Origin of the sequence: Enterobacter sp. NFIX59 (genome assembly GCF_900113755.1) — a bacterium.
Taxonomy (GTDB): Bacteria; Pseudomonadota; Gammaproteobacteria; order Enterobacterales; family Enterobacteriaceae; genus Enterobacter; species Enterobacter pseudoroggenkampii.
The window spans coordinates 695,803-712,395 of sequence record NZ_FOQN01000001.1; the positions used below are offsets into that span (position 1 = coordinate 695,803).

A 16,593-nucleotide genomic window follows, 5' to 3' on the forward strand; every position below is an offset into this window, starting at 1 on the left:
GCGCGGTAATACAGCAATCGCGTGAAATCAGAGAGAAAATTGCATTTTCCCTCTTGCCACCTCGGTGCTGTGCCGCTAATATTCGTCCCCGTTGTCACCGACAACACGTTGCGTTCATAGCTCAGTTGGTTAGAGCACCACCTTGACATGGTGGGGGTCGTTGGTTCGAGTCCAATTGAACGCACCATTCTGCGTCCGTAGCTCAGTTGGTTAGAGCACCACCTTGACATGGTGGGGGTCGGTGGTTCGAGTCCACTCGGACGCACCATTTCAGTCCTGAAATGGTGCAAATTCTCCTCTGATAGCCTGAATTTTCCTAATCCTTCATTTTCATTACTGTTCTCCTGCTACGCTTTTCTCATGGAAAAAAGAGAGGACAACCGTCGATGAAGAAAATCGCCATTATCGGTTCCGGCCCAACAGGGATTTATACCTTTTACGCCCTTCTTAAAAACCCGCAGCCGCTTTCGGTCTCCGTCTTTGAACAAAGTGATGAAGCGGGCGTGGGTATGCCCTATAACGACGACGATAACTCTCGTCTGATGCTGGCAAATATCGCAAGTATTGAAATCCCGCCCATTTTTATGACCTACCTCGACTGGCTCAAAGGCCAGAGCGAAGCCCATCTGGCACGCTTTAAGGTTGATAAAGCCCGCCTGCATGACCGACAGTTCCTGCCCCGGCTCCTGCTGGGTGAGTATTTCCGCGACAGCTTTCGGTCCATCGTAAAAGAGGCGGAAAAACGGGGATTTCAGGTTGATGTCCATAAATCCGCCCAGGTCACCGATATCGTGCCCTCGAAAGAAGGCGTTACGCTTTCCGTCAACGGCAGCGCCTTTCCTGAACGCTTCGACCTTGCGGTTATCGCCACCGGCCACGTCTGGCCAGAGGAGGATGAAGCCACGCGCACGTTCTTCCCCAGCCCGTGGTCCGGTCTGATGGACGCCAGTATTCCGCCCTGTCGCGTCGGTATTATGGGGACATCGTTAAGCGGTCTCGACGCGGCCATGGCGGTCGTAATGCAGCACGGTGCGTTTCGCGATGATAAATTTGTGCTAAATAAAGGCAGCGAGGCGCTGGAGATTGTCCTGATGTCCCGGACGGGCATTCTGCCGGAAGCCGATTTTTACTGCCCTATTCCTTACGAGCCGCTGTCGATATTGACCGAACGCGTGTTAGAAAGCGAGATTGCCAAAGGACCGGATGGCCTGCTCGATCGTATCTTTGTCCTGATGGTCAAAGAGCTTCAGCTTGCCGATCCGGCGTGGTGCGAAAAAATGTCTCTGCATACGCTGAATGCGGACACCCTTCGTGAGGCCTGGTTTGAGGATCGTAAACGGCACGGACCCTTTACCTGGGCGGAAGATAACCTGAAAGAAGTTGAGAAAAATAAACGCGAACGCCGTACCGTGGCCTGGCGCTATACCGTGCTTCGGCTGCATGAAGTGGTTCAGGAGATCGTTCCCCATCTCAGCGATCGAGACGTTGAACGCTTCAAACAGGGGCTGGCTCGGGTATTTATCGACAACTATGCCGCCATCCCTCCGCAGTCTATCCGCAGGCTGCTCGCACTTCGCGAAGCCGGCATCATCAGCGTGGCCGCGCTCGGTGACGACTACACGCTCGACGTTGGCAGCGATCGAACGGTGATAACCACACAAGAGACCGTTTACCGCTTCGACGTTTTTATTGATGCGCGCGGGCAAAGGCCGCTCAAAACGAAAGATCTGCCCTTCCCGACGCTGCGAAAACAGCTGGAAGCGACCGGCGATGAGATACCCGATATCGGCGAGGATTACACCTTAAAAGCGCCTGACACCGTTCGCGGGCGCATCACCTTCGGTGCGATACCTTGGCTGATGCACGATCGTCCCTTCGTTCAGGGGCTGGCGGAGTGTGCAGAGATTGCAGAGGCGATGGCGCAAGCGGCGGAAAAACCCGCGTCGGGGGTGCGGCGGAGATTGCCCTATTTTGAAAACTGACAGGGCATCCGTGCCCTGCTGTCGCGGATTACTCGAAGAAGACTTCCGGGTTTTCCGACAGCGAAACGAAGGTTTTCGTCTCTTTATTCAGGGCGAGGATTTCGCCGCTTTCAATGTCGTACACCCAGCCGTGCAGTCGGATGGAGTTATTACGCAGGCCCACCGCGACGGAAGGATGGGTCTTAATGTTGCTCAGTTGCGCAAACACGTTCTCCTGCACCATCGCATTGACCTTATCGATCGGCTTATCCCAAGTTTTTTTCTCCACCACGGCTTTCGCCGCGTCGGAATAGCGCAGCCAGTGTGACACGGCAGGCATCGGCTCCAGGTTCGCGTTATCGGCAATCGCCTTCATCGCGCCGCAGTTGGAGTGACCACAAATCACGATATCCGTGACGCCCAGCGCCACAACGGCGTATTCGATGGTAGCGGACACACCGCCAGGCTCGGGTCCGAACGGCGGCACGATGTTGCCAGCATTACGAATGACAAAGAGTTGTCCTGGCTCTTGCTGGGTGACAAGTTCCGGGACCAGACGGCTGTCGGAGCATGAGATGAACAGCGCTTTGGGATTCTGGCTGGACGCTAAACTGCGGAAGAGTTCTTTACGTTGCGGGAAAATCTCTTTTTGAAAGCTGAGAAAACCTTCAATGATATGTTGCATAGCAATGTCTCTTTTATCTGTTTTAGTTTAGGTATGATCGAGATCACACTCGTAAAGTTTACCCATCGGGGTTTACTTCAGACAAGCAATATATTTCTGGCCCGAGCGCTGCACAATTTCGTCCGCGTTAGCGAGGATGTTCTGCCCTTCGAACGCGCCGTACAGACGTTCAAACGTTCTGCCTTCCAGATGATTCACGACCGACGCCACGGTGCGGGCCGGCAGTGGAAGATAGTTCGGGTAGCTCCACATAAACGAGACGGCGTCTTTACCCGGCGTGACCTGCAGAATATCGCCCGCCAGCAGCACCCCGTCCCCCTCCTGCCAGTGCAGCACCGTTCCCCCGGCAAAATGCCCCCCCAGACGCAGCAAGGTGACCGACGGGAAAATCTCCAGCGCATCCCCCTCCCAGAAATGAATGGCCGGGCTGTCGCGCATCACCCACTCGCTGTCGCTGGCGTGCAGGTACACCGGCGCATCATACGCCGCAGCCCACTCCTGCATCGTGGTGTAATAGTGCGGATGTGAAATCGCAATCGCGCTGATGCCGCCGAGGGCGGTAATGAGCGTTTTGGTTGCGGGGTCGAGGTTGGCGATACAGTCCCAGAGAATATTGCCGTGGGGCGTTTGCAGCAGCAGCGCCCGCTGGTTGATCGCAAACGCCGGGACCGTTTTGATCCCAAACAATCGCGGCTCCAGCTGCTGCCATTTGTTGCTATGCGTGGCGGTGACGGTATCGAGATCGGTCCACGCCTGCCCCGTGCTGGGGACATACTGGCGTTCATCCTCGCAGATCGGGCATTTCTCAGGCCGTGTATCGTAAGCCGTTCCGCAGGTTTTACAGAGTGTAATCATGTGCTCTCCTCAGCGATAAAGCACTGAGTATGGCAGGGATTATCCTTATGTGCTGCGAGGTACATTGCTGGCTTTTTTTGCCCTATACTGTGCCAGTATCGAAAACTGAACAGAGCAGGTGCAACATGGAAATTGATCTCGATAATTTAGTCTTTAACGGTCTGGATGAAGCAGAAGAGCGTAATGCGGAACGTCTGGACGACGCGGATAAAAAAGCGCAGGCGATTGTCGCCGACGACGACTGCGGCGACGCCTGCAAGATCTAATAAAAAAGCACCGGGAAACCGGTGCTTTTTTATTTCACTCGTTAAACGTCACGCACACCTCGTTCCAGTACGTTTCGCGCGTGCGGCGCAGTTCAGCGTGACGTTTTATCATGGAACCACTCCGGGTCAATGTTGGCAACGTCTACGCCATACAGGCTGGCGACAGGCAGTATTGACTCAAGAACACGTTGCGCGCTGTTCTCCGCATTCACTGGTCGGGTCGCAAAAAACCGCCGTAACGTGCTGATCCACTTTTTCATCGCCTTACCCTCTCTCGCCGTGTCTGACCTCAGTTAAGCACTCAAATGCCGCGCGGGTGAAATACCAAAATCCACTGTCCATGTGCAGGATTTGCAAATAGCCTCCCGTTCTTTTCACGCTTCATTAACACCTTGTTCACTAATGCTTTTTTGCTCAAAGCAAAGAACGATTTCTTATTTGGCGATAGCTTTCGCTTATGGGAGCGTAGCGGGGTAAAACAAAAACAACGGGATGGCGTATGACTATGGCAGCAAACATGAAAGGGTTTACCAAACGGACACTGGTTCTGGGATTACTGGCGGCGGGGAGCCTGCTTTCAGCGCAGGCACAGGCCGATCAGCTGGCGGATATTAAGGCCGCAGGGGTGGTGAAAGTGGCCACGTTTGACGCCAACCCGCCGTTTGGCTCGATTGATGCCAAAACGCACGAGATCGTGGGTTACGACGTGGACTTCGCCAAAGCGCTGGCAAAATCGCTCGGCGTGAAGCTTGAACTGGTTGCCACCAATCCGGCCAACCGTATTCCGCTGCTGCAGTCCGGGAAAGCAGACCTGATCGTGGCAGATATCACCATCACCCCGGAACGCGCGCAGGTGATTGATTTCTCGACGCCTTACTTCGTCACCGGCCAGCAGTTCCTCGTTCCGGTGAAATCACCGGACAAGCTCGATGACTATAGCCGGGCGCGCATTGGCGCGGTCAAAGGCACGACGGGCGAGCAGGCGCTGCACCAGCGTTTCCCGCAGTCCCGCGTCCTCTCTTATGACGACATTCCCCTGGCGTTGACCGCACTGCGCAATGGTAACGTCCAGGCCATTACCCAGGACAGCACCATTCTGGCCGGTCTGCTGGCGCAGGCGCCGGATAAAGCGAACTTCAAAATCCTGCCCGATCTGCTCAGTAAAGAAGAGATTGGCGTGGGGGTGAGGAAAGGTGAAACGGCGCTGCTGAAGGCCGTTAACGACGAGCTGGTTAATCTCGAGAAGAACGGTCAGGCAGCAAAAATCTACGATGTCTGGTTTGGCCCAAACACGCCTGCCCCGCAGCCTCGCGCCTTTAAAATAGAAGCCAGATAATTATGCTCTCAGGTTTATTTTCACACTCCGCGGCCGGTGCCGCGGATTTTTCACATCTGGAACAGGCCAGCGTCGAGTTTCGTCATGTGGACAAACGCTACGGTGACCATCAGGTTTTAAACGACATTAATCTCACCATCACCCCCGGTGAAGTGGTCGCCATCCTCGGCCCGTCGGGTTCCGGTAAATCCACCCTGATTCGTCTCATCAACCAGCTTGAAACCCTGAGCGGCGGGGAGATTCTGATCGATAACAAGCCTACCGGAAAGCTCTCCGGTACCGGGCTGCGTCAGCTGCGTAGCCGCGTGGGGTTTGTGTTCCAGCAATTCAATCTTTACGCCCATCTCACCGCCAGCCAGAACATCACCCTGGCACTGGAGCACGTTCACGGCTGGAATCCACAGCCTGCCCAGGCGCGCGCGCTGGCCCTGCTGGAGAAGGTCGGGATGCTGGAAAAAGCCCACCATTTCCCGGCAGAGCTTTCCGGCGGGCAGCAGCAGCGCGTCGCGATTGCCCGTGCCCTGGCCTCTTCACCACAAATCATCCTGTTCGATGAGCCCACCTCGGCGCTGGATCCGGAGATGATTGGTGAAGTGCTGTTTGTGATGAAAGCCCTCGCCCACAGCGGGATCACGATGATTGTCGTAACCCATGAGATGCAGTTCGCCCGGGAGATTGCCGACAGAGTCGTCTTTATCGACGGGGGGCAAATTCTGGAAATTGCGCCGCCGGCGCAATTTTTCAGTCGGCCCTCGCATCCGCGCGCGCAGCGGTTCCTGCAAAAGGTGCTCAACCCGCTGCATCAGGAGCATCTGTAATGCCCGCGCTCGACTGGCAGGGGGTACTGACCGGACAGCCTCTGCAGTGGATACTCTCCGGATTCCTCACCACCCTGTGGGTAACGCTTGCCGGGATGATGCTGGCCAGCCTGCTCGCATTGCTCTTTATGCTTCTGCGCCTTTCCGGCGGACGCCTCGGGAACGCGGTCGTTAGCAGCTGGGTGTCGCTGTTTCGCAATACGCCGCTGCTGGTGCAGCTGCTGTTCTGGTATTTTGCCGCCTGGAACGGTCTACCGCAGGCGTTCCGCGACGCGGTGAACGCGGATCACAGCTGGTCAATTCTGCCCGGCGACGTCTGGTGGTTTACGCCCGAATTTTTATGTTCTGCCTGGGGGTTGGGTGTCTTTACCTCGGCGTTTTTAATTGAAGAGGTGGAGTCGGGCTTACGTTCCGTACCTGCCGGACAGCGGGAGGCGGCGCTCGCTCAGGGATTCTCCGCGTGGCGCCTGTTTCGCTACATCCTGCTGCCGCAGGGGCTGGCCAACGCCTGGCAGCCGGTCGTTGGCCAGTACCTTAATCTGATGAAGCTCTCCTCGCTCGCCAGCGGGATTGGCTTCGCCGAGCTGACCTATCAGGTCAGGCAGATTGAGAGCTATAACGCGCACGCGCTGGAAGCATTTACCTTCGGAACCGCACTCTATCTGCTGACCGGCCTGGTCATGGGGATGGTGCTGGTTCGCATTGGACCTGAAGCGAAACGTAAACGCCCAAACGTCGCCACCTCAGGGAGTGAAAAACATGATTGCCGGACTTAATGTCATCACCGATAACCTCGATTATCTGCTGTGGGGACGCGCGGCAACGGGTGAACCGGGGGGCGTATTGCTCTCGTTGATGATGGCGATTGGGGCCGCCGTCATTGCTCTGCCCGGTGGGATAGTGCTCGCGTGTCTGGCCTGGCGCTTTACCGGGCTCGTGCGCAAGACCCTCTTTTTGTGGGCAGAGCTGATTCGCGGTATCCCGCTCATCTTCGTAATTTTCTGGATGTGGTATCTCCTGCCGCTCATTACCGGGGGCGATCTGCCGGGGGCGCTGACCGTCACGCTGGCGCTGGCCTGGTTTACGGCGGCTACCGTAATGCACTCGGTACTGGCCGGACTTAATGCGCTACCGTCCGGGCAGTACGAAGCTGCACTGTCACAGGGATTCAGCACGCAGCAAACCCTGTGGCGCGTGCTGCTGCCACAGGCGCTGAGGAACATTCTGCCGTCGCTGGTGGGGATTTTTATCAGCCTGCTGAAGGATACGTCGTTGGCGTTTATCGTGAACGTCCCGGAACTGACCACGGTGGCGGGACAGGTCAACAACCGGGTGCAAATCTACCCGGCGGCCATTTTTATCTTTACGGGCGTGGTCTACTACCTGCTCTGCTGCTCGCTCGAGCAGCTTGCGAAGCGCTGGCGCTTTACCCGGCCAGCGCTTTAACCACCGTTTCCATCGCTTCGGTTGTCAATTCACTGCGTTTCACGCGCTGGTTCGCCAGCGCGGTACGCAGGACTCCGGCAATGACAATATGCTTTGGCTCCTGCCCTAAATCACGCATCTCAAGCACCACCTTCCCGACCACCCGGCACATCTCCTGGTACAGCGCTTCATCTTTGGTCACGTTACCCATCGTCATCACTCCATTGCCTGTTAAACGTTGAGCTTAAATGATTCTCCAGCCGGATACAAAAAAGAAGCCCGGCGAGAAACTCGCCGGGCTTCATCTGTAAAATCAGTAAATTAGTTATTTACTGGAATGACCGCGCCTTTGTACTTGGTGCGGATCCAGTCCTGAATCTCTTTTGAGTGCAGCACGTTCACCAGCGCGACGATGTCTTTCTTCTTCTCGTCACCGCGATGCACGGTGATGATGTTGGCATACGGGTTGTTTTCACCGCTCTCAACCGCAATCGGGTCGTGAACCGGATCCAGACCCGCGTCAATCGCATAGTTGGCGTTAATCACCACCGCGTCGCCTTCGTTGTTGTTGTACATCTGCGGCAGCAGAGACGCTTCAACGTTAGGCGTGAACTTCAGCTTTTTCGGGTTCTCGACGATATCGCTGATGCGCGCGGTCACTTTATCGATGCCCGGCTTCAGCTTGATCACGCCCTCTTTTTCGAAGATAGAGAGAATACGCCCCTCTTCAGAAACCGCGTCACGCATGATGATTTTGCCGCCTTCCGGCAGGTCTTTCAGCGACTTGTATTTTTTGGAGTAGATGCCGATTGGCTCAATGTGGATCGCGCCCGCACTGACAAAATCGTAGTCTTTATCGCCCGCATGATCTTTCAGCACGCTGTTCAGGTAAGGAATGTGCTGGAAATAGTTCGCGTCGATGTCATGACCCGCCAGCGCGGTGTTCGGCAGAATGTAGTCCTGGAACGGTTTAATCTCCAGGTCGATCCCCTGCTTCGCCAGAATCGGCTTTGCCTGCTCCAGAATTTCGGCGTGCGGCGTGTTGGATGCGCCCACGGTCAGGGTGTCAGCCCAGGAAGCGAAGCTCAGGGCGCTCAGGGTTGCGGCAGCGATCAGTGTCAGTGTCTTTTTCATGATGTGGTTCCTGTGTGTATTTATTAGCGTTTATCTAACAGTGAAGTAATGACATCGCCGCAGAACTGGATAATGAAAACGATGATTAAAATGGTCACCGTTGCCACCAGCGTGACGTCACCATGGTTGCGCTGGAATCCTTCCAGATAAGCCAGATTTCCCAAACCACCGGCGCCAATCACCCCCGCCATTGCGCTGTAGCTCACCAGCGCAATGAGCGTCACCGTAATACCTGATACCAGTGCAGGTGATGATTCCGGCAGTAAAACCCGAAACACTAACGTGCTCAGTCGTGCGCCCATCGAGCGCGTTGCTTCTATGACGCCTTTATCCACTTCACGCAGGGCGATCTCCACCAGGCGTGCGTAGAACGGTGCGGCACCCACAATCAGCGCCGGCAGCGCCGCGTTGGCGCCAAGGATGGTGCCGACGACGGTCTTGGTGAACGGGATCAGCAGGACAATCAGAATGATGAACGGAATCGAGCGGAACACGTTCACCACAATCGAAATGACGCTGTAGACCGTCCGGTTGTGGAACAGCCCGCCGCGTGCGGTTAAAAACAGCGCCAGACCCAGCACGATACCCAGTACAAAAGTCGCCACGCCGGACAGCGCGGTCATGTACAGCGTCTCCAGCGTCGCCGCCCAGAGCTGGTCCCACTTGAGATGCGGAAAGAGATCCTCAGCCATGTTTAATCACCTCGCCTTCAATATCGCTGTGCTTCAGGTCGGCGAGGATATTGTTCAGTTGTTCATCGGATGCCACTACATGTACCCAGAGCTGGCCAAACACGCCGTGGGCGGTTTGCGTCATTTTCCCGTGCAGGATATTAAACGGCAGGCCATAGCGCAGGGTCAGTTCACCCACGATCGGCTTATGCGTGCTGTGCCCGGTAAAGGTCAGTCTGATGACCGTACCTTCCAGATCGTTTGCCAGTTCTGTATTGAACGTTTCTTCTTCAGCATACTGGCTCACCTGACGGACAAACTGCTGCGTAATCGGCTGCTGCGGATGGGTAAAGACGCTCAGCACGTCGCCCTCTTCAACGACTTTACCGTTCTCCATCACCGCCACGCGGTCGCAGATTTTGCGCACCACATGCATCTCGTGCGTGATCAGCACGATGGTCAATTTGAACCGGCGGTTAATATCGAGCAGCAGATCGAGGATCTGATCGGTGGTCTGCGGGTCAAGCGCGGACGTGGCTTCATCGCAGAGCAGCACGTCAGGGTTGTTAGCCAGCGCACGGGCGATGCCGACGCGCTGTTTCTGGCCGCCACTGAGCTGAGACGGGTAGGCATGCTCGCGACCTTTCAGGCCGACCAGCTCCACCAGCTCGGCGACGCGGGCGGTGATTTTTGCTTTCGGCACGCCGGCAATCTGCATCGAGAACGCAATATTCTCGCTGACCGTGCGCGACCACAGCAGGTTGAAGTGCTGAAACACCATGCTGATTTTCAGGCGCGCCTGACGCAGCGCTTCACCTTTTGCCGCCGAAATGTCCTGTCCATTAATGGTGACGCTACCGGCGCTGGGTTTTTCCAGGCCGTTGAGCAGACGAATCAGCGTGCTTTTACCTGCCCCGCTGTAACCGATAATCCCGTATATCTGTCCCTGTGCTATCGTCAAATTGACGTTATCAACGGCTGTGAGTGCCACCTTTCCGTTGTCAAAAACCTTCGAAATATTGCTCAGTACAATCATTATTATTCGTTATCCGTGCCGCTCATGGCGGTTTAGCAGTATGGATGTCCAAACGATAGTAAACAGGCGTTATCAGCTTTTAAATGAACAAAAAAGAATTTGTTATAACTTTCGTAAATAAACAGCGGATTTACCGGGTGGGATGCATTTAGACCAATTTCAGCAATGATTATCTGCCGGATGCATATCTGCTGGCGAATGCCTGCGAAAAACGGTCATTTTTTCAGCATTTCATGCCAATATAGCCATCCTCACATCCAGACAACTTTACGTCTTGCTGTCCTGACTTCCAAAAACGGCATTTATATTCCTTTCTGATCTAAAGAGCAGTGAATGGTTCTTTATTGAGAAAATTTCACCGCCCTATCATCCCGTCATGACATCCAGAAAGGAAAACATCATGACGATTTATCACTCCGTCACTGAACTGATTGGTCGTACCCCGCTGATCCAGCTGCATAAGCTTGATACCGGTCCCTGCTCGCTGTTCCTGAAGCTGGAGAACCAGAATCCGGGCGGTTCGATTAAGGATCGCGTTGCGCTGTCGATGATTAACGAAGCGGAACGCACCGGGCAGCTGCAGCCGGGCGGCACGATTATTGAGGCCACGGCGGGCAATACCGGCCTCGGTCTGGCCCTGATCGCCGCCCAGAAAGGCTACTCGCTGATCCTGGTGGTGCCGGACAAAATGAGCCGCGAGAAGATTTTCCACCTGCGAGCGCTGGGTGCCCAGGTGGTGCTGACCCGCTCCGACGTCAACAAGGGCCATCCTGCCTATTACCAGGATTACGCCCAGCGTCTGGCGAACGAACTGCCCGGCGCGTTTTACATCGACCAGTTCAATAACGAAGCCAACCCGCTGGCGCACCGCACCACCACGGCGCCGGAACTGTATGAGCAGCTTGACGGCAGGATCGACGCCATCGTGGTGGGCGTCGGCTCAGGCGGTACCCTGGGCGGCCTCCAGGCGTGGTTCGCCGAGCACTCTCCGCACACGGAGTTTGTCCTGGCTGATCCGGCCGGTTCCGTTCTGGCCGACCAGGTGGAGACCGGACGCTACCACGATGCGGGCTCCTGGCTGGTTGAGGGTATTGGCGAAGACTTTATTCCGCCGCTGGCCCACATTGAAGGGGTGAATCGCGCCTGGCGTATCACCGACCGGGAAGCGTTTACCACCGCGCGCGAGCTGCTGAAAACGGAAGGCATTCTGGCGGGCTCCTCCAGCGGCACGCTGCTGGCGGCCGCGCTGAAGTATTGCCAGGCGCAGACCGCGCCGAAGCGCGTGGTGACCTTCGCCTGTGACAGCGGCAATAAATATCTCTCGAAGATGTTCAACGACGACTGGATGCGACAGCAGGGACTCATCACGCGCCCCCAGGCCGGCGATCTCTCTGACTACATTGCCCTGCGCCACGATGAAGGCGCCACCGTCACCGCCGCCCCGGACGACACGCTCTCCACCGTCCTGGCACGGATGCGCCTGTATGACATCTCCCAGTTGCCGGTGCTGGAGAACGGCAAGGTGGTGGGCATTATCGACGAGTGGGATCTCCTGCGGCACATCGGCGGCGACGGCGATCGCTTCGCGCTTCCGGTGACGGCAGCCATGACGCGTCAGGTGGAGTTCCTGGATAAACACGCCCCGGAAAGCGCCCTGAACGCCATCTTCGACCGCGGTCTGGTGGCCGTGATTAATGACAACGACCGTTTTCTCGGTCTGATTACGCGCAGCGACGTTCTGACCGCCTGGCGCAACCGTCTTCAGCAATAAAGGAATTAATGATGAAAAATCTGGCCACCCTCAGCGTCCACAGCGGCGAGTTTAACGACCAGCACGGCGCCGTCATGCCGCCGATTTACGCCACCTCGACTTTTGCGCAACCCGCGCCCGGGGAGCATACCGGATATGAGTACTCCCGCAGCGGCAACCCTACCCGCCATGCGCTGGAAACGGCGATTGCCGAACTGGAAGGCGGCACGCGCGGCTACGCCTTTGCCTCCGGTCTGGCGGCCATCTCCACGGTGCTCGAACTGCTGGATAAAGACAGCCACATCGTCGCTATTGATGATGTATACGGCGGCACATACCGTCTGATCGAGAACGTGCGCAAGCGCAGCACCGGCCTGCAGGTCAGCTGGGTTAAACCGGACGACTTAGCCGGGCTTGAGGCCGCCATTCGCCCGGATACCCGCATGGTGTGGGTCGAGACGCCAACCAACCCGCTGCTGAAGCTGGCGGATCTGGCGGCCATCGCGGCAATCGCCCGTCGTCATAACGTCATCAGCGTGGCGGATAACACCTTCGCGTCGCCGGTGATCCATCGTCCGCTGGAGTCGGGTTTCGACATTGTGGTGCACTCCGCCACCAAATACCTGAACGGCCATTCTGACGTGGTGGCCGGGCTGGCGATTGTCGGGGACAACAAGGAACTGGCGGATAAGCTGGGCTATCTGCAAAACGCGGTGGGCGGCGTACTGGATCCGTTCAGCAGCTTCCTGACGCTGCGCGGTATTCGCACGCTTGCGTTGAGGGTCGAAAAGCACAGCACCAACGCGCTGGCGATTGCGCAATGGCTCGATCAGCATCCTCTGGTCGAAAAGGTGTTCTATCCCGGCCTGGAATCACATCCGCAATATCAGCTTGCCCGTACGCAGATGGCCCTGCCCGGCGGGATGATTTCTGTCGTGGTCAAAGGCGATGCGCAACGCGCCACCGAGGTGATACGCAACCTGAAGCTGTTCACCCTCGCGGAGAGCCTGGGCGGCGTGGAAAGTCTGGTGAGTCAGCCTTACAGCATGACGCACGCCTCGATTCCGCTGGAGCAACGCCTGGCAAACGGCATTGTGCCGCAGCTGATCCGTCTGTCAGTCGGGATTGAAGATCCCAAAGACCTGATTGCCGACCTCAGCCAGGCGCTGCAGAAATAAGCAAATGGCGGCAGGTCTATCACCTGCCGCCACAAGTTGTCATCATGGCTTAACGCCTTGATAACAATATTATGAGAAACAGCACAGATTATTTCTGAAACACCGTTTCCATTTTCCTTTTATCTTAAAATCAGCGTATAATGCGCGCCAAATCCCTGGTGAATGGTTTCAGCGCTTGGAATACAAAAAACAACGTACAACTTCTCCACTCCTTCGTTGGGCTGTCACTCAGGCACACTTTCTTCTGCACGCTCATTTGATGTCTCCTATCCTTAGTGCGTGTCATATACTCTTTTGCAACACAGGTTTGACTCCGCGGCGGTGCGCCCCCGGAGCGAGATTTCCATATCCTTCCCAACTTAAAGACTAAGACTGTCATGAAAAAGACGAAAATTGTTTGTACTATCGGCCCGAAAACCGAATCTGAAGAGATGCTGACCAAAATGCTGGACGCCGGCATGAACGTGATGCGTCTGAACTTCTCCCACGGCGATTACGCAGAACACGGTCAGCGTATCCAGAACTTGCGCAACGTAATGAGCAAGACCGGTAAAAAAGCCGCGATCCTGCTGGATACCAAAGGTCCAGAAATCCGTACCATCAAACTGGAAGGCGGTAACGACGTCTCTCTGAAAGCGGGCCAGACCTTCACCTTCACCACCGACAAAACTGTTGTCGGCAACAGCGAAATCGTTGCAGTGACCTACGAAGGTTTCACCAGCGATCTGTCCGTCGGTAACACCGTGCTGGTAGACGATGGTCTGATCGGTATGGAAGTCACCGCGATCGAAGGTAACAAGGTTATCTGTAAAGTGCTGAACAACGGCGACCTGGGCGAAAACAAAGGCGTTAACCTGCCGGGCGTTTCCATCGCGCTGCCAGCCCTGGCTGAAAAAGACAAACAGGACCTGATCTTCGGTTGCGAGCAAGGCGTTGACTTCGTTGCTGCCTCCTTCATCCGTAAGCGCTCCGACGTGGTTGAAATTCGTGAGCACCTGAAAGCCCACGGCGGCGAGAAGATCCAGATCATCTCCAAAATTGAAAACCAGGAAGGCCTGAACAACTTCGACGAAATCCTCGAAGCGTCTGACGGCATCATGGTTGCACGTGGCGACCTGGGCGTAGAAATCCCGGTCGAAGAAGTGATCTTCGCGCAGAAGATGATGATCGAGAAATGCGTGCGCGCGCGTAAAGTGGTTATCACCGCAACGCAGATGCTGGACTCCATGATCAAAAACCCACGCCCAACCCGCGCTGAAGCAGGCGACGTGGCAAACGCCATCCTCGACGGTACTGATGCCGTTATGCTGTCCGGCGAATCCGCGAAAGGTAAATATCCGCTGGAAGCGGTGTCCATCATGGCCACCATCTGCGAACGTACCGACCGCGTTATGAAAAGCCGTCTGGACTACAACAACGACAGCCGCAAACTGCGCATCACCGAAGCAGTATGCCGCGGTGCTGTAGAGACGGCTGAGAAACTGGAAGCACCACTGATCGTGGTTGCCACCCAGGGCGGTAAATCTGCTCGCGCGGTGCGTAAATACTTCCCGGATGCGACTATCCTGGCACTGACCACCAACGAAACCACTGCCCGTCAGCTGGTGCTGAGCAAAGGCGTGATCCCTCACCTGGTGAAAGAGATCGCGTCTACGGATGATTTCTACCGTCTGGGTAAAGAAGTGGCGCTGGAGCTGGTGGATCGTGGTCTGGCACAGAAAGGTGACGTTGTGGTCATGGTTTCTGGTGCGCTGGTACCAAGCGGCACCACCAATACCGCATCTGTTCACGTGCTGTAATAATTTCCGAACGAATTAATTTTGATAAAAAGCGCCCGCCGGGCGCTTTTTTTATTCCTCGCATTAGCCAAAGTCATTCAAATTGCAAATCGGGTTTTTCTATTTAATTGCGAATTATCTAAGATGAATCCGATGATAAATGCCTTTTTTTACTTAGATTTTTGCCCGAAAAGGGCTGATTCGATGCTTCTTTGAGCGAACGATCAAAAATAGGTGTATTCCCATCAAAAAAATATTCTCAACCCAAAAAACTTTGTGTAATACTTGTAACGCTACATGGAGATTAACTCAATCTAGAGGGTATTAATAATGAATCGTACTAAACTGGTACTGGGCGCGGTAATCCTGGGTTCTACTCTGCTGGCTGGTTGCTCCAGCAACGCTAAAATCGATCAGCTGTCTTCTGACGTTCAGACTCTGAACGCTAAAGTTGACCAGCTGAGCAACGACGTGAACGCAATGCGTTCCGACGTTCAGGCTGCTAAAGACGACGCAGCTCGCGCTAACCAGCGTCTGGACAACCAGGCTACTAAATACCGTAAGTAATAGTACCTGTTAATAAAATGGCGCACATTGTGCGCCATTTTTTTTGCCTGCGTCAAACCACTACTGCGTCACCTTCTCCCCTTCATCTTCCGCTACCGCTGCGGACATCCGACTGTTCTGCACCGACAACACGCTATTGCTGGCTGACGGGCCGCTGCCTGACGACACGATAACCGGGATCCCGGCACGGCGTGACAGGGCTTTATCAATCAGCGCCTTGTCGCTTCCCGCCTGAGAAACAAAGGTGGCAAAGTCTGCGGAATGGGTAATGGGCGAGACCTGCGGGTTTTCTCCCTCAGCCTGCGCCAGCGGGCGGTGGACTTCAATATAGCGTTTACCATCCGGCTCCACAGAGAACTTAACGGGTTCATTGATAATCTGTACCCGCGTGCCCACCCGCACCTGTTCGAACAGGGCTTTGATGTCCGGGGCATTCATCCGCATACAGCCGGAGCTGACCCGCAGGCCGACGCTGTCCGGTGCGCTGGTGCCGTGGATGAGATATTCCCCATTGCCCACGCCTAAACGCAGTGCGAAGCGTCCCAGGGGGTTATTGGGCCCGGCAGGTACCACCGGAGGTAATTTAATTCCCTGCTCCAGAGAGCGTGCTCTGATGCCCGGCGTAGGTGTCCAGGTAGGATTAGGGATTTTCTGGCTCACGCGCGTGGTCGTGACCGGCGTTTCCAGCCCCAGCTGTCCGATGCCGAGCGGGAAGACCTGAACGATGTTTTCTCCCGGCGGGAAGTAGTAGAGCCGAAGCTCTGCGAGGTTCACCACAATGCCCTCGCGCGGCGTGTCCGGCAGCAGCATCTGCGACGGGATGGTAATCACGGTTCCCGGCGCAGGGTTTACCGGCGCAATGGTATTGTTCGTTTCCAGGATCACCTGTGCCGCCGTATTAAACCGACGGGCGATGGTCTGCAGCTTATTATCCCCTTCCTGTATCGTGTAGGTTTGATTTTGCCCAATCAGACGACTGCCTGCGGGCGGCAACGGATAGTCCATCGCGCGGGCCGAATTAAGGGCGCCGAGCGAACTGAGGAGTAATAGAGTTATTAGAGACGCGCGCTTCATGCTGAGATTCCTTATTCACTGACAGAACGCCAGAAAGCTGAAAAACCAGCGAGGCGGGA

General features: G+C 55.7%; 18 protein-coding genes and 2 tRNA genes. 12 read left to right on the plus strand and 8 right to left on the minus strand.

Annotation, left to right across the window (positions count from 1 at the left end):
- Nucleotides 1–110 precede the first annotated feature (110 nt).
- The 3 genes from BM007_RS03305 to BM007_RS03315 all read left to right on the plus strand — a co-directional run bounded on the left by BM007_RS03305 (nucleotide 111) and on the right by BM007_RS03315 (nucleotide 1,982).
- A tRNA-Val gene (locus tag BM007_RS03305) sits at nucleotides 111–187 on the plus strand.
- Between the two features lie 4 nt (nucleotides 188–191).
- A tRNA-Val gene (locus BM007_RS03310) sits at nucleotides 192–268 on the plus strand.
- A gap of 118 nt (nucleotides 269–386) precedes the next feature.
- On the plus strand, nucleotides 387–1,982 hold the full coding sequence (locus BM007_RS03315) for an FAD-NAD(P)-binding protein (RefSeq protein WP_090417256.1): 1,596 nt from the start codon (nucleotides 387–389) through the stop codon (nucleotides 1,980–1,982).
- 28 nt (nucleotides 1,983–2,010) lie between these two features.
- Here the strand turns inward: BM007_RS03315 and BM007_RS03320 are convergent, their stop codons facing one another.
- Together BM007_RS03320 and BM007_RS03325 are read right to left on the minus strand one after the other, a co-directional pair.
- Entirely contained in the window at nucleotides 2,011–2,646 is a 636-nt protein-coding gene (locus BM007_RS03320; protein WP_024909376.1) for a carbonic anhydrase, read from the minus strand.
- A 72-nt stretch (nucleotides 2,647–2,718) separates the two neighbouring features.
- Nucleotides 2,719–3,501: an MBL fold metallo-hydrolase gene (locus BM007_RS03325; protein ID WP_090417258.1), complete on the minus strand. Its 783-nt coding sequence runs from the start codon at nucleotides 3,499–3,501 to the stop codon at nucleotides 2,719–2,721.
- A gap of 125 nt (nucleotides 3,502–3,626) precedes the next feature.
- Between BM007_RS03325 and BM007_RS03330 the strand changes: the two genes are divergently transcribed.
- A complete protein-coding gene (locus BM007_RS03330) occupies nucleotides 3,627–3,767 on the plus strand; it encodes a hypothetical protein (protein WP_003857665.1) in 141 nt (46 codons plus the stop codon).
- A gap of 92 nt (nucleotides 3,768–3,859) precedes the next feature.
- Here BM007_RS03330 and BM007_RS23190 read toward each other — a convergent pair whose 3' ends face one another.
- Nucleotides 3,860–4,027, minus strand: a complete 168-nt coding sequence (locus tag BM007_RS23190; RefSeq protein ID WP_014831607.1) for a hypothetical protein — start codon at nucleotides 4,025–4,027, stop codon at nucleotides 3,860–3,862.
- 245 nt (nucleotides 4,028–4,272) lie between these two features.
- Here BM007_RS23190 and BM007_RS03335 point away from each other — a divergent pair, with 245 nt between their 5' ends.
- From BM007_RS03335 to BM007_RS03350, 4 genes are read left to right on the plus strand one after another with little or no spacing between them, the layout of a single operon-like run.
- Nucleotides 4,273–5,103 carry an ABC transporter substrate-binding protein gene (locus tag BM007_RS03335; protein WP_175557792.1) on the plus strand — a complete coding sequence of 277 codons (831 nt, stop codon included), beginning with the start codon at nucleotides 4,273–4,275 and terminating at the stop codon, nucleotides 5,101–5,103.
- A gap of 2 nt (nucleotides 5,104–5,105) precedes the next feature.
- A complete protein-coding gene (locus BM007_RS03340) occupies nucleotides 5,106–5,921 on the plus strand; it encodes an amino acid ABC transporter ATP-binding protein (protein WP_090417260.1) in 816 nt (271 codons plus the stop codon).
- A complete protein-coding gene (locus BM007_RS03345) occupies nucleotides 5,921–6,697 on the plus strand; it encodes an amino acid ABC transporter permease (RefSeq protein ID WP_032651006.1) in 777 nt (258 codons plus the stop codon). The genes BM007_RS03340 and BM007_RS03345 overlap by 1 nt, the downstream gene beginning before the upstream one ends.
- Entirely contained in the window at nucleotides 6,681–7,367 is a 687-nt protein-coding gene (locus BM007_RS03350) for an amino acid ABC transporter permease (protein WP_024909381.1), read from the plus strand. The genes BM007_RS03345 and BM007_RS03350 overlap by 17 nt, the downstream gene beginning before the upstream one ends.
- On the opposite strand, the gene fumD is transcribed toward BM007_RS03350, so the two are convergent.
- From fumD to BM007_RS03370, 4 genes are all read right to left on the minus strand, one after another.
- Complete coding sequence (fumD, locus tag BM007_RS03355) at nucleotides 7,348–7,557, minus strand: fumarate hydratase FumD (protein ID WP_008500615.1); 210 nt, start codon at nucleotides 7,555–7,557, stop codon at nucleotides 7,348–7,350. The genes BM007_RS03350 and fumD overlap by 20 nt on opposite strands.
- A gap of 110 nt (nucleotides 7,558–7,667) precedes the next feature.
- Complete coding sequence (locus BM007_RS03360; protein WP_008500616.1) at nucleotides 7,668–8,480, minus strand: MetQ/NlpA family ABC transporter substrate-binding protein; 813 nt, start codon at nucleotides 8,478–8,480, stop codon at nucleotides 7,668–7,670.
- 23 nt (nucleotides 8,481–8,503) lie between these two features.
- Nucleotides 8,504–9,172, minus strand: coding sequence for a methionine ABC transporter permease (locus BM007_RS03365; RefSeq protein ID WP_024909382.1), 669 nt, complete (start codon nucleotides 9,170–9,172; stop codon nucleotides 8,504–8,506).
- Nucleotides 9,165–10,187 carry a methionine ABC transporter ATP-binding protein gene (locus BM007_RS03370; RefSeq protein ID WP_024909383.1) on the minus strand — a complete coding sequence of 341 codons (1,023 nt, stop codon included), beginning with the start codon at nucleotides 10,185–10,187 and terminating at the stop codon, nucleotides 9,165–9,167. The genes BM007_RS03365 and BM007_RS03370 overlap by 8 nt, the downstream gene beginning before the upstream one ends.
- A gap of 400 nt (nucleotides 10,188–10,587) precedes the next feature.
- On the opposite strand from BM007_RS03370, the gene BM007_RS03375 reads away from it, so the two are divergent.
- The 4 genes from BM007_RS03375 to lpp all read left to right on the plus strand — a co-directional run bounded on the left by BM007_RS03375 (nucleotide 10,588) and on the right by lpp (nucleotide 15,460).
- Complete coding sequence (locus tag BM007_RS03375; RefSeq protein ID WP_032651000.1) at nucleotides 10,588–11,958, plus strand: pyridoxal-phosphate dependent enzyme; 1,371 nt, start codon at nucleotides 10,588–10,590, stop codon at nucleotides 11,956–11,958.
- An 11-nt stretch (nucleotides 11,959–11,969) separates the two neighbouring features.
- Nucleotides 11,970–13,115, plus strand: a complete 1,146-nt coding sequence (locus tag BM007_RS03380; RefSeq protein WP_024909385.1) for a trans-sulfuration enzyme family protein — start codon at nucleotides 11,970–11,972, stop codon at nucleotides 13,113–13,115.
- A 377-nt stretch (nucleotides 13,116–13,492) separates the two neighbouring features.
- Nucleotides 13,493–14,914, plus strand: a complete 1,422-nt coding sequence (pykF, locus tag BM007_RS03385; RefSeq protein WP_024909386.1) for a pyruvate kinase PykF — start codon at nucleotides 13,493–13,495, stop codon at nucleotides 14,912–14,914.
- A 309-nt stretch (nucleotides 14,915–15,223) separates the two neighbouring features.
- Nucleotides 15,224–15,460, plus strand: coding sequence for a murein lipoprotein Lpp (gene lpp / locus BM007_RS03390; RefSeq protein WP_001082307.1), 237 nt, complete (start codon nucleotides 15,224–15,226; stop codon nucleotides 15,458–15,460).
- Nucleotides 15,461–15,520: 60 nt separating this feature from the next.
- Here the strand turns inward: lpp and BM007_RS03395 are convergent, their stop codons facing one another.
- Nucleotides 15,521–16,534, minus strand: a complete 1,014-nt coding sequence (locus BM007_RS03395; RefSeq protein ID WP_090417262.1) for a L,D-transpeptidase LdtE — start codon at nucleotides 16,532–16,534, stop codon at nucleotides 15,521–15,523.
- Nucleotides 16,535–16,593 lie beyond the last annotated feature (59 nt).

Coding starts and splice junctions, on each gene's coding strand:
- BM007_RS03325 (WP_090417258.1), bottom strand. CDS start 3,501: ATGATTACACTCTGTAAAACCTGCGGAACGGCTTACGATACACGGCCT.
- lpp (WP_001082307.1), top strand. CDS start 15,224: ATGAATCGTACTAAACTGGTACTGGGCGCGGTAATCCTGGGTTCTACT.
- BM007_RS03350 (WP_024909381.1), top strand. CDS start 6,681: ATGATTGCCGGACTTAATGTCATCACCGATAACCTCGATTATCTGCTG.
- BM007_RS23190 (WP_014831607.1), bottom strand. CDS start 4,027: ATGAAAAAGTGGATCAGCACGTTACGGCGGTTTTTTGCGACCCGACCA.
- BM007_RS03360 (WP_008500616.1), bottom strand. CDS start 8,480: ATGAAAAAGACACTGACACTGATCGCTGCCGCAACCCTGAGCGCCCTG.
- BM007_RS03330 (WP_003857665.1), top strand. CDS start 3,627: ATGGAAATTGATCTCGATAATTTAGTCTTTAACGGTCTGGATGAAGCA.
- BM007_RS03395 (WP_090417262.1), bottom strand. CDS start 16,534: ATGAAGCGCGCGTCTCTAATAACTCTATTACTCCTCAGTTCGCTCGGC.
- BM007_RS03320 (WP_024909376.1), bottom strand. CDS start 2,646: ATGCAACATATCATTGAAGGTTTTCTCAGCTTTCAAAAAGAGATTTTC.
- BM007_RS03315 (WP_090417256.1), top strand. CDS start 387: ATGAAGAAAATCGCCATTATCGGTTCCGGCCCAACAGGGATTTATACC.
- BM007_RS03335 (WP_175557792.1), top strand. CDS start 4,273: ATGGCAGCAAACATGAAAGGGTTTACCAAACGGACACTGGTTCTGGGA.
- pykF (WP_024909386.1), top strand. CDS start 13,493: ATGAAAAAGACGAAAATTGTTTGTACTATCGGCCCGAAAACCGAATCT.
- BM007_RS03375 (WP_032651000.1), top strand. CDS start 10,588: ATGACGATTTATCACTCCGTCACTGAACTGATTGGTCGTACCCCGCTG.
- BM007_RS03345 (WP_032651006.1), top strand. CDS start 5,921: ATGCCCGCGCTCGACTGGCAGGGGGTACTGACCGGACAGCCTCTGCAG.
- fumD (WP_008500615.1), bottom strand. CDS start 7,557: ATGGGTAACGTGACCAAAGATGAAGCGCTGTACCAGGAGATGTGCCGG.
- BM007_RS03365 (WP_024909382.1), bottom strand. CDS start 9,172: ATGGCTGAGGATCTCTTTCCGCATCTCAAGTGGGACCAGCTCTGGGCG.
- BM007_RS03380 (WP_024909385.1), top strand. CDS start 11,970: ATGAAAAATCTGGCCACCCTCAGCGTCCACAGCGGCGAGTTTAACGAC.
- BM007_RS03370 (WP_024909383.1), bottom strand. CDS start 10,187: ATGATTGTACTGAGCAATATTTCGAAGGTTTTTGACAACGGAAAGGTG.
- BM007_RS03340 (WP_090417260.1), top strand. CDS start 5,106: ATGCTCTCAGGTTTATTTTCACACTCCGCGGCCGGTGCCGCGGATTTT.